General features: G+C 38.3%; 9 protein-coding genes. All 9 read left to right on the forward strand.

The window, feature by feature from the left end; genetic code table 11:
* Positions 1-467 precede the first annotated feature (467 nt).
* A complete protein-coding gene (locus R3F25_11400) occupies positions 468-893 on the forward strand; it encodes a hypothetical protein (GenBank protein ID MEZ5497410.1) in 426 nt (141 codons plus the stop codon).
* Positions 894-1,049: 156 nt separating this feature from the next.
* Positions 1,050-1,331 (forward strand): hypothetical protein, encoded by a 282-nt coding sequence (locus tag R3F25_11405; protein ID MEZ5497411.1) that lies wholly within the window; start codon positions 1,050-1,052, stop codon positions 1,329-1,331.
* A 1,849-nt stretch (positions 1,332-3,180) separates the two neighbouring features.
* The gene (locus tag R3F25_11410; GenBank protein ID MEZ5497412.1) at positions 3,181-3,384 is read left to right on the forward strand and encodes a helicase-related protein; all 204 of its coding nucleotides are present in this window, start codon (positions 3,181-3,183) and stop codon (positions 3,382-3,384) included.
* A 1,529-nt stretch (positions 3,385-4,913) separates the two neighbouring features.
* Positions 4,914-5,981: a DNA-processing protein DprA gene (locus R3F25_11415; protein ID MEZ5497413.1), complete on the forward strand. Its 1,068-nt coding sequence runs from the start codon at positions 4,914-4,916 to the stop codon at positions 5,979-5,981.
* Positions 5,982-6,900: 919 nt separating this feature from the next.
* Positions 6,901-7,083, forward strand: a complete 183-nt coding sequence (locus tag R3F25_11420) for a hypothetical protein (protein ID MEZ5497414.1) — start codon at positions 6,901-6,903, stop codon at positions 7,081-7,083.
* A 254-nt stretch (positions 7,084-7,337) separates the two neighbouring features.
* Positions 7,338-9,332: a transketolase gene (gene tkt / locus R3F25_11425; protein ID MEZ5497415.1), complete on the forward strand. Its 1,995-nt coding sequence runs from the start codon at positions 7,338-7,340 to the stop codon at positions 9,330-9,332.
* Positions 9,333-9,334: 2 nt separating this feature from the next.
* Positions 9,335-10,375, forward strand: a complete 1,041-nt coding sequence (gene fba, locus R3F25_11430) for a class II fructose-bisphosphate aldolase (protein ID MEZ5497416.1) — start codon at positions 9,335-9,337, stop codon at positions 10,373-10,375.
* Between the two features lie 43 nt (positions 10,376-10,418).
* The gene (locus R3F25_11435; protein ID MEZ5497417.1) at positions 10,419-11,171 is read left to right on the forward strand and encodes an HAD-IA family hydrolase; all 753 of its coding nucleotides are present in this window, start codon (positions 10,419-10,421) and stop codon (positions 11,169-11,171) included.
* The gene (locus R3F25_11440; GenBank protein ID MEZ5497418.1) at positions 11,164-12,051 is read left to right on the forward strand and encodes a phosphoribulokinase; all 888 of its coding nucleotides are present in this window, start codon (positions 11,164-11,166) and stop codon (positions 12,049-12,051) included. The genes R3F25_11435 and R3F25_11440 overlap by 8 nt, the downstream gene beginning before the upstream one ends.
* Positions 12,052-12,056: the final 5 nt, after the last annotated feature.

Below are 12,056 nucleotides of genomic sequence, written 5' to 3' on the forward strand. Positions count from 1 at the left end.
TGTTTGACCATCAATATGATTTGGCTTAAACTAATTTGAACTAAATCAAAGCGGAGAAAATTTTGACAATCAGTATCAAATCGACTGGCCATCTATCAAAAGGCAGAACATGGACAAGACTTTTCATAGCTAATTCTGACCATGAAAAGGCTAGCGGGTTGGCTCCGCATTAGGTTAATCAAAAACATGATTAATTTAGTATAAAGGGAGTAATTCAATCAAGCAAACTGTTTCTGGATTATTAACAAGCACAAGTCGAACATAAGCTAAAGAAGATACAGAGAAGGTAAAAAAAGCATGTAAGTCTCATTCAGGGACGTACAGCGTTGGCTACTATCCAACAACTGAACTAAAAAAAGTTGCAGAGCCAGAACCAAAGAAAATTGTATCTTTAGATACACTAAGCGTAATGCATGGGGTAAATAGCAAAAATAAAGTGCTTATCAAGTAGACAAAGAGGAAGATAAATGGGAATTTGGGGCAACTTATTTAAATCTAATGTAGAGATTATTCGAGAAAAAAAGAAGATAGTCGAATCTTCAAAAGATGACATGATTATTAAAAACCTGATGGGGCTAACTGAAAAGCAAAACGAAATCCCATTACTTAAAGCAAGAAACAAACTTACTCTAACCTTATCTATATTTGAAAGAAAACGTGATGAACTCAATTCGACATGGGATGCAGCATACGAAAACTTCTCATGGTGGAACAAGCTAAAATATGACGAAAAATTAGACCTTAGTGATCTTGATAGGCAAATATACGAACTCAAAGTGGCGATAGACAAGTTTGACTCAAAATACCAAGAAGGGCTCACGAAATTAGATCATTACTTTGAAAATTTAGAAAAACTAATGTGCAAAGAATGGAGTCAGTTATACAGCTTTTAAGTGCTATAGATAAATCATTAATCAAAGAAGTCAATAATGACTCTTTAAAAGCCGCATGGCTTGCCGCACTTTCGGTTCCGGTATCAAACATTTGATCTTGTAGCCGCGAATCAGGTCTATGACTCTCTTAGAGCTGTAAACAGCAATTTCGAAGGAATGTCGAACTCAGAAATTTGGTGGGAAACACTGTGGATGTCACCTGAAAGCCATGCTGGTTTAGTTAGTTTAACTAAAGGCGCTTATTTCGAGCAGTTAGTTGCTTCTGATACAGGTGGTCAGCTGCATGAACACTTTAATAATCCTGATACTGATATAGTATTGGGTGGTGTTGAGTTTCAACTAAAAGCTACCGAAAGTGTTACCTATATCAATTCTGTGGATGAAGAAATCCCGATAAATATCCACCTCAGAGGTTGCAAGACAAACAAATGCAATTGACAGTGGCTTTTCCAATGATGAGCTAACAACAACTGTCGATACGGCACTGGGTGGAAGTGTCATAGATGCGAAAGAGACAGCCGTAGATGCTTTATTAACAGGGGTTGGTTCTTTAGAGTATTTGCGACGATTCGAGGGAATTAATCATGCATTTAAAGGATATGAAGAAGGTGTTGACGGCGAGTTAGCGTTTTTGAAGGAGCTGGTGTTGCAATAGAAGGCACTGCAAAGGGGCTAGTGGATGCAAGTGAAATGATTTACAAGGTATTTATGTCTCGACCTAGTCGTTTCATAGGTCGAGCATTGTTAAAAGGATTGATAAAGTTAGATGAAAAGTTGATGGAAGGGCCAACTAAAGAAAGAAAAAGATGAAGCATATTGCATTAGCATATTTAGGAAAATGACAGGAAGGCCATTAGCTGAGTTCCATGAAGACCAGTGGGAGTCAATTGATGAACTGATAAATAAACAAAACCAATTATTATGATTGTTCAACGCACAGGTTGGGGTAAGAGTGCCGTCTATTTTATTGCGACAAAAAATAAGACGTACCCAAGGATTTGGGAACGTTGATAATATCACTTTTTTATCCTTGATCCGAAACCAGATAGATTCCCGCCGCTAAACTCGGTTTAAAAGTCGTCTCATATAACTCCTCTATGGATCAAAACGAAAGGCAAGTGGCGGAAAATAAAATTCTTGCTAGCCAAGTTGATGCTGTGATTATTGCTCCTGAACAACTTGGACCGGAGTTATTTTCGAAAATATTCTAAGTAAAATAAGCAGCAACATCGGTTTGTTGTAGATGAAGCCTGACTGGGGACTGATGGTCATCTTGAAAAATATGCCCCCCACTGTATAATCCGTGTGTTAAACCCGGTGACCGTTTAACCATTATTTGGTCTGAAACATGTTTATGACAGAAGAAAGTTTTCAAGAATTTTAAATTATCCTATCAAAGTGTTTCCCTGAGTGAACTTGAACTCGCTGAATGTGATTGTCGTTCGAAAATGGCCGAATCAGTGATTTTTTAAAGCAGTGTTTAAGAGGTAAATCTTGCGATATATCCAATGATTAAAAATATGCCTGCAAACAAGCGGACAATACCATTTGCTGGGAAAAAAATCATTATCGTTCGCCAAGGATGACAGAAAAATTTGGTTATTCTTGTAGTCCCAATCGGCAGGCTTTGAAGTCAAATCAAATATCCCGCAAAAAATGGCTATCCAAAAAACAACCTCGTCAACAAAATCTTTGCAAATTAATACATCACACGGGCTGTTATCTTTGTGTAGTGGGTTGGTCAATGAGTCAAAAATTGTTGATGTTTGGCAAAGGGAAATCAAAGATTTTACTCTGACAGCCATGACTATAAATTTTTATTTGATAACAATGTTATTTGCTCAATGAGTGCTGTTGGTAGTTTATGGTGTTATGAAGTAAATCTAAAACTACAAACCAGATCAAGCTGATATTTTTGATTATTGAACTTCCATAATCCGGTAAAAACGTAAACTAGAGAAAATAAAATATGAAAAATTTTTAAAAGTAAAATCAGGGGAACGCATAATAACCCGAAAGAGTTTAGAACTTCATAATATTAGGATTAGCAATAAATCTGAACGCTTAGCATGGTTAGCTGACAACACCTACCTCGTATTGAAGGTACAGGAATTGTCTATGCGAAAACCACTAAAGATTGTGAAATAGTCGCAGGTTTTTTTCAAAAGCAAGGAATAAATGCCCATGCGTATCATAGCCAAATAGATTCAGATAAAGCTAAGGCTGATTTAGAAATAGCATTGATCAATAACAAAATAAAGCGCTAGTCGCAACCTCTGCATTGGGTATGGGATTCGATAAACCAGATCTAAGTTTTGTAATACATTATCAATCGCCTGGAAACGTTGTTGAGTATTATCAACAAGTTGGCCGTGCAGGACGTGGTATAGACAAGGCCATAGGCGTTATGATGCTGGGGCAAGAAGATGCCCGTATTCACAATATTTTATTGAAAGTGCTTTTCCAAAAGAACACCAAATTAACCAGCTAGAAGTAATCGAACAAAAGATGGATGTCGGTTGACCGATTTAGAACCAGAAGTGAACTTTTCGCTAGGTACAATTAAAGAAATAATTAAATTCTTAATGATCGAATATCCTTCACCAATTTTAAAGGATGGTAACCTGTATTTTAGGACGCAATTTGATTATCAATTACCTAAAGAAAAAGATTGAGAGATTAAACTCAATTAAACAAGGAGAATGGGAAAGCTTAAACCAATATCATCAGCACAATGGCTGCTTGATGCAGTATTTATCAGATGAATTAGATGATCCCGATTGTGAACCGTGCGGCGAAGTAGAATTGCAAACCAGAATCAAAACTATCTGAAGATATAAAGCATGATTTTAGTGTTGCAAGCTAACGATTATTTGCGACATAGGTATATCAAAATAAACCCTAGAGCTAGGTTTGCAAGTTCAGGAAACAACGCAAGAAAAGCTTTTCTCTGATTATCAATTACCTTATCGAAATGATAACCTCAAAATTGACTCAGGCTTAGCACTCTCTTCATGGAAGGATGGGGGCTGGGGGCGATATCGTTGCACAAGGTAAAAAGCAAGGCTACTTTAGTGATAATTTGATTCCGCCAATGGTAAAGATGATAAACAGCTTGAGTTATGAAGTTCGACCTACATGGCTAACTTATATTCCATCATCAAGGCATCCCAATCTCGTAAGAGTTTTGCACATATAGCGTTCTAAACTGACGTTGAATGTAAAGATACATTATTCGTGGCAGACATAAGGCCCCCAAAAAACTATGGGAAAACAGTTTTTTTCAAGTAAAAATTTGGATGGTGCTTTTGGGATAGACACATCTCAGGGTTATGTAGCTCCTGTATGGCTTCTCGATGATGCTGTTGACTCACGGTGGACATTCACTATTGCAGGAGCACTTTTGCGAAAGAATGGCGCGCCTAAAGGGATACCAATTGCATTAACTAGTACGAGTAAAAATGACTAGTATGACTAAATTTGATAAGAAGATAAATTAATGATAAGTGAAAACATTAAAGCAAAAATTGCTACTAACAAGTCACTTTAACGCTAATGAAGTTAAAGAATATAAAATATTTTCAATAAATGAATATGGATATTTCTCTTATTGGTTGTATCGAAATAATTTTAAGCCAGAAAGTTTGCTTAATGATGCTACGTTCAATGATGAAAAGGGTGTTATGGAATAATCAATCAAGCCATATTGAAGCAAAGAAAATCATTGATTTTAAAAGATTAGATAAAACTATATCTAATATTACGTTTGAGCGAATCCAGCACTTATTAAACAGAGGTGCAAAGCCTAGGTTTAGCATTAGATAAGTGGCAGAGTGCTGGAGTTTGGATCTTGGACAGGCAGCATTCGCATTATCCTCAGTCCTTCAGAAAACAGTTAAAACATCAAAGTCCAGCTCTTTTATTTGGTGTCGGTAACAGTGAGTTACTGATGAAAAAATCAATAGGATTTGTTGGCTCAAGAGATTGCACCATTGACGATAAACAAGCAACAAACAATGTATGTTGAAAAAAATAAACAGGCTTGGTTTTCAAGTTGTATCAGTGCAGCTAAAGGTAGACACTTGCGCCATGCTCGCATCGTTGGAGAATAATAATCAAGCCACTGGAATAATGGCAGACAGCTTGTTTAGAGCCAGTGCCTCAAGCAATTGGCGACAGCACCTAAAAAATAACAAGTTAGTTCTAATTAGCCCATTTTTTCCAGAATCTAGATTTACTCCAGCCAACGCAATGGCGAGAAATAAATATATATACTTGCTGTCTACGGCCACGGTTGTCGTTATATCGGGTGAGAAAGGTGGAACTTGGGAAGGAGCTAAAGAAAACCTAAAAAAAGAGTGGGTACCAACTTTGGTTTCAACTCATCAACATCCTCTCCAAGCTGGAAACAATGCACTGTTATCAGGTGTCGGTCTAACGAAAGGTCACGCCAAGCCTCTTCCTTTATCACTTGAATTGAATAATGAACAAATTTCAAATCTGATAAAAGGACAAGAGATAGAGCAATCAAAAGAGGTTTCTGTATCTAATAAAGATGTTCCTGAAATTTCTCAAAATAGCCAATCGAGTTTACAGAGCAGTGTATTGGCTATGCCAGTTAAAGATAAGTCACAAGAACCAAGTCAAATGATTGAACAACAATCTGAGCTATGGGGAAACCAAACAATAGCAGAGTTTAATACCACAGAATCTACTGATAACAAAGCATTAAATACCGAAAAAGCAGTAGATTTTGATGAGACTGAGCAAGATAAAAATTTAGGAATCGAAGCTGCTCCAAACGAAAATAATACTGAAGGATCAACCAAAAAATGTTCAGACCTTTCTAACATTCATACAATGAGTCTGATTGACCTTTTTTATGAAAAACTATCTGTTTTGATTAAACAAAAGCCCAATAATTTAATTGATAAGACACAGCTGGATGAATACTTTCCTGAGTTAGAAATCATTAGCAAGACAGCACTCGATAAATGGTTAAAACATCTGGTTGATGAAGGCAAAATACTGCGACCATCTACAAAGATAAAACAGTTCTCATTACCTCAAATTTCGCTAAAACAGTGATACCAATAATAAACAGCGAAAACAAAACTCAAAGATAGAAAAATTTCATCAAGCATGGGGCAGCAATGAAGAAGCTGACGAAAAAGTGCCAAAAATTTCTAACTCGGAAGAAATATGGAAGTTATTAAGTAAGCCAAATATTTGGTTATCTAATGAATATATAGACCTTAGTATTTCTTTCGAGACAACATGGGATCCAGAACATGGAATTACATTTCTATTCAAAAATGAGAAACTATTTAAAATCGAATAAAAAACCTAATTAATGTATTAATTCGTCCACTTCGCTTCGTATGACGGTGTTCTTTTATACCCCTTCCATTTCGCTAAGACGCACAGAAATATTCGGAAATAAGCTACATACTGTCTGAGCGAAGCGAGTTTATGAAGCGCCGAATATTTTGAGTATCGAAGGAAGCCGCCGGCCGGAATGTCGGGTCGTGTTTTCTTTTGCTGGCTTTGCTTTACACGAGTAAAGAAAAGTAACATTATCTGCTGGATTCCCGCCTTCGCGGAATGACGACTGTGTAACCAATGGGTTCAGAGTCGTTGATTCTGTGACCTCATTGATTAATGACTTAACTAAATATTCCTTGAAATTTAATAAATAATTGGTTTAGAATGCGCAACACTTTTGAAATCATTGCATGTTGCAGTGATAAATAACATCCTGATTCGGAGGAAAAACAATGAAACAACTACAACGAGATAACAACAGCTAAGCCTTCGAAAATTCAATTTTTTTGGAAGGCAGTTTATGGATAATGCCTTTCAGATAGAGATAAAAGCCTGAATTGCATTATGTTTTTCAGGCTTTTTTTATGCCTGATAATTTTAACAAATTAACAAAGGTCGGGTTTCGGTCAAATCTATACGAATGTTATAGACTCCAAGGCCATTGACAAAAAAGGAGAAAACTATGAAAAAAGTCAGAAACACAGTCGCAAGACTTGCCATTATGCGCAAAGGCGGAGTTCATGACAAAACGAACAAAGCCAAACGCCGAAGAGAGAAGCAAAGCTTCAAGAAACAAATAAGGACCAAGGATTTTGGTCCTTTTTGTTTATGTGGTTTGAAAGTCGATTTTAGTTTAGTCGGTTAGTTGGCTTTAGCCAATCTATTTTTCGTGGACTGAAGTCCACTACCCAATTATTCAAATAGCTTCAAAGGTTTGTTATTCTAAGGAGTGATGCAAGGAAGATTCTGCATTGATTTAAGAGATCCTTTGCTTTTTGCTCAGGATGACGGAGTGTTTATTCATAAGCAAATCTTATATTTGATATAAATATTAGTGACTTTTGTTTATCTTTGTCCTGCTATAATATGGGCTCAGAAATTTCAAAAGAGTTACAAATCATGACGAACAGAACCACTCTTGCTAACGCCATCCGCGTTTTATCTATGGATGCGATTCAAAAAGCAAATTCTGGTCATCCGGGTGCTCCTATGGGCATGGCGGATTTGGCCGAAGTATTATACAACGATTTCATGAAACACAATCCGAAGAATCCGAAATGGTTCGACCGGGATCGTTTCGTTTTGTCCAACGGACATGGCTCGATGCTGATGTATTCCTTGCTGCATCTGACAGGCTATGATTTAAGTATGGATGACATCAAAAATTTCCGTCAACTTCATTCCAAAACTCCGGGACATCCGGAATACGGTTACACGCCGGGTGTAGAAACAACAACCGGGCCATTAGGTCAAGGGATTACTAATGCGGTCGGTATGGCTCTAGCTGAGAAACTATTGGCGGAAGAATTCAATCAGGACAAATTGGATATTGTTAATCACTTTACTTATGTGTTTTTGGGTGATGGGTGTTTGATGGAAGGGATTTCGCATGAGGCTTGTTCATTGGCAGGGACGTTGAAATTAGGCAAGTTGATTGCTGTTTATGATGATAACAATATTTCTATCGATGGTGAAGTGGATGGTTGGTTCACCGATGATACGGCAAAACGATTTAAGGCTTATGGTTGGCATGTGCAAAAAATTGACGGACATGATTCCAAGTCCATCAAAAAGGCAATTAAGAAAGCCAGAAGAGTTAAAGACAAGCCATCCATCATTTGTGCAAAAACAATTATTGGAAAAGGAGCTCCGAATAAAGCAGGCTCGCATGATTGTCATGGTGCGCCACTTGGTGATGAAGAGATTGCATTGACTCGCAAAGCATTGGGCTGGGAATCTCCGGCTTTTGAAATTCCGCAAGATGTTTATGACGGCTGGAATGCCGTTGAATCAGGAGCCAAAGCGGAGAAGAAATGGAATAAAAAATTCGCAAAATATTCTAAAAAATTCCCTGAAAAATCCGCCGAATTTGCATTAAGAATGAAAGGTGAATTACCGGATGATTTCGAATCAAAAGCACAAGCAGAGATTAAAAAAGCACAAGCTGAAGCTCCGGCAATGCCAACTCGAAAAGCCTCCAAATATGCTCTGGAAGCACTAGGTCCTCTGGTTCCCGGTTTGTTTGGTGGTTCTGCGGATTTAACACCATCGAATAACACATTCTGGTCGCAATCCAAAGCCTGCAATGATGGAGAACTTGATTTCAGTGGCAACTACTTATCTTATGGTGTGCGTGAATTCGGCATGACAGCAATGATGAATGGCATGATGCTGCATGGTGGCTTGATGCCTTATGGTGCAACATTTTTGATGTTTTCTGAATACGCCAGAAATGCGCTTCGCATGGCGGCGTTGATGAAGATTCGTGGTTTGTTTGTTTATACTCATGATTCGATTGGTGTCGGTGAAGATGGTCCGACTCATCAGCCTGTTGAACAAACCTCAACCTTACGTCTCATTCCGAATATGGATGTATGGCGTCCTTGTGATGCAGTGGAATCAGTTGCAGCGTGGAAATCAGGCCTTGAAAAAGCCGATGGTCCGACTTGTCTGACATTCACCCGACAAAATACCGATAAACAAGAAAGAACAGACGAACAAGTCACTAATATTTCGAAAGGTGGTTATGTTTTAAAAGATTCAATTGGAACGCCAGAGGTAATTATCATAGCAACCGGGTCTGAAGTTGGTTTGGCAATGCAGGCAGCCGAACAAATAGGCGATAAGGTTCGTGTGGTTTCCATGCCTTGCACTAATATTTTTGATAAACAGGATCAGGAATATAAAGAAAGCGTCTTACCGGCATCAGTCACGATAAGAGTCGCTGTGGAAGCTGGACATGGTGATTTCTGGTACAAATATGTGGGTTTGAATGGTTCTGTTGTGAGTCAGAATACATTCGGAGAATCCGCTCCGGGAGCTCAGTTATTTAAAGAATTTGGTTTCACCGTTGAAAATGTGGTGAAAGCAGTCAAACAAACTATGGGAGAGTAACAATGGCATTAATTTCATTAAGACAATTATTGGATCATGCGGCAGAGAAAGGTTATGGAATGCCGGCGTTTAATGTGAACAACATGGAGCAAATCCATGCAATTATGGAAGCAGCTGCGATCACAAACTCTCCTGTAATTCTACAAGGTTCAGCCGGAGCCAGAAAATATGCAGGGCCGGCTTTCATCAAAGGTTTGGTGCAATCTGCGGTTCAACAATGGCCGGATATTCCAATTGTTCTGCATCAGGATCATGGTGCATCACCGGCAGTTTGCCAACAATCGCTGTATTTGGGCTTTACATCGGTGATGATGGATGGTTCTTTGAAAGAAGATATGAAAACACCTTCTGATTATGAATACAATGTTGAAGTGACGCGTAAAGTTGTTGATATGGCTCACGCTTGCGGAGCCTCTGTCGAAGGCGAATTAGGTGTTTTGGGTTCTTTAGAAACCGGCATGGCGGCTGAGGAAGATGGTTCGGGAGCGGAAGGAAAGCTATCAATGGAGCAGTTGTTAACCGATCCGAATGAAGCGAAAGATTTCGTTGAAAAAACAAATGTGGACGCTCTGGCAATTGCTTGTGGAACTTCTCATGGAGCTTATAAATTCTCCAAGCCACCGACCGGCGATATTTTATCGATACAAAGAATTAAAGAAATTCATCAAGCGATTCCAAACACGCATTTGGTGATGCATGGCTCTTCCGCTGTTCCTCAGGAATGGTTGAAAGTTATTAATGAATTTGGTGGCGAAATCCCTGAAACCTACGGTGTTCCGGTTGAAGAAGTTCAGGAAGGCATTAAACATGGTGTGAGAAAAGTCAATATTGATACCGATTTGCGTTTGGCATCAACCGGTGCAATTCGTAAGTTTTTATATGAAAATCCATCAAACTTTGATCCTCGTAAATTCTTTAGAAAAGCAACAGATGCGATGCGTGATGTGTGTATCAATCGTTTTGAGGCTTTTGGTTCTGCCGGAAATGCCTCCAAAATCAAACCGATTTCCATGGATGATATGGCTGAAAGGTATAAAGGTTAGTTGTGTTGGGTAGTTGGCTTTAGCCAACCTTTAGAAATAATAAATGATTTCATTGGTGGGCTTAAGCCCACTACCCGGAGACTTTATTATGAAACTCAAATGCATAATTTTTGATGTGGACGGAACGATGGCTGATACCGAACGTAATGGTCATCGGGTTGCCTTTAATCTGGCATTTGAGGAAAAAGGATTGAATTGGAACTGGGATGAGGAGTTATATGGAAGACTTCTTAAAATTACAGGTGGCAAAGAACGCATCAACTATTACCAAACTGATTTTCTTAAAAAGCAGGTTTTATCAGATGAACAAATCAAGAATTTGCATGCTTGTAAAACCAAACATTATGTTGAACTGCTTCAGTACGGGAAAATTCCTTTACGAAGTGGAGTGAAAGAGTTGATTGAACAAGCTCTGCAAAACAATATCAAAGTGGCAATTTCAACCACCACCACACCGGTTAATGTCACTACTTTGTTGCATGCAACTTTAGGTAAAGACTCAAAAAAAATGTTTTCAGAAATAGCAGCCGGAGACATTGTTCCGAATAAGAAACCGGCTCCGGATATTTATTTGCATGCTTTGAATAATCTCAATTTAAGAGCGGACGATTGTATTGCCATTGAAGATTCAGAAGCGGGACTTGAATCGGCGGTGAATGCCGGAATCAAAACAATCATCACCACAAATTTATACACACAAAATCAGGATTTCTCCAAAGCTGAACTTGTCACAAACAGTCTCGCTGAAGTGAATCTCAATCAATTAATAAATATTTTAGGAGAGAATCATGTCTAAAAAACATCCGATTATCGCTGTTACCGGTTCTTCAGGAGCAGGTACAACCACGGTTAAATCTGCATTTGAACATATTTTTCACAGACAGAATATCAATCCTGTTGTGGTTGAGGGTGATTCTTTTCATCGTTATGATCGTGTAACCATGAAGAAGAAAGTTCAGCAGGCTCAAAAGGAAAAGCGGAACTTTAGTCACTTTGGTTTTGAGGCAAATATTCTGAAAGATTTGGAAAATATGTTTAAGACCTACGGTGAAAATGGTGTGTGTAAACGACGTTTTTATTTGCACTCTGAACAGGAAGCTGCTCCCTATGGGCAAAATCCGGGTGAGTTCACGCCTTGGGAGGATGCCGGTGAGGGAAGCGATTTGATGCTTTATGAAGGACTCCACGGAGCGGTTGTGAATGATAAGCACGGAATTGATATTGCTAAATATGCAGATTTAAAAATCGGTGTTGTTCCCATTGTGAATTTGGAATGGATTCAAAAAATTCACCGTGATACAGCTCAAAGAGGTTATAAACCCGAAGAAGTAACGGATACCATTTTGAGAAGAATGAGGGACTATGTCAATGTCATCACTCCGCAGTTTTCACAAACTGATATTAATTTCCAGAGAATTCCATTAGTTGATACCTCAAATCCTTTTATATCTAGAGATATACCGACCAGTGATGAATCAAAAGTTGTAGTTCGTTTTAAAGATTCTGTAGCACTAAAAATAGATTTTCACTATTTACAATCCATGTTGAAAGATTCGTATATGTCAAGACGTAATACGATTGTCGTTCCCGGAGGAAAGATGCAGCTGGCTATGGAAGTGATTCTGCATTCAATTATTGAACGTATGTTGCAAAAGTCGAAAAAATTACGCAAATAGTATCA

It is taken from the genome of Gammaproteobacteria bacterium (assembly GCA_041395445.1).
Classification (GTDB): domain Bacteria; phylum Pseudomonadota; class Gammaproteobacteria; order Xanthomonadales; family Marinicellaceae; genus NORP309.

Bases quoted from the DNA above. Each gene is read 5' to 3' on its own strand.
- R3F25_11420 (MEZ5497414.1), top strand. From the start codon at position 6,901: ATGAAAAAAGTCAGAAACACAGTCGCAAGACTTGCCATTATGCGCAAA.
- R3F25_11435 (MEZ5497417.1), top strand. From the start codon at position 10,419: ATGATTTCATTGGTGGGCTTAAGCCCACTACCCGGAGACTTTATTATG.
- R3F25_11415 (MEZ5497413.1), top strand. From the start codon at position 4,914: ATGTTGAAAAAAATAAACAGGCTTGGTTTTCAAGTTGTATCAGTGCAG.
- R3F25_11400 (MEZ5497410.1), top strand. From the start codon at position 468: ATGGGAATTTGGGGCAACTTATTTAAATCTAATGTAGAGATTATTCGA.
- R3F25_11410 (MEZ5497412.1), top strand. From the start codon at position 3,181: ATGGGATTCGATAAACCAGATCTAAGTTTTGTAATACATTATCAATCG.
- tkt (MEZ5497415.1), top strand. From the start codon at position 7,338: ATGACGAACAGAACCACTCTTGCTAACGCCATCCGCGTTTTATCTATG.
- R3F25_11440 (MEZ5497418.1), top strand. From the start codon at position 11,164: ATGTCTAAAAAACATCCGATTATCGCTGTTACCGGTTCTTCAGGAGCA.
- R3F25_11405 (MEZ5497411.1), top strand. From the start codon at position 1,050: ATGTCGAACTCAGAAATTTGGTGGGAAACACTGTGGATGTCACCTGAA.
- fba (MEZ5497416.1), top strand. From the start codon at position 9,335: ATGGCATTAATTTCATTAAGACAATTATTGGATCATGCGGCAGAGAAA.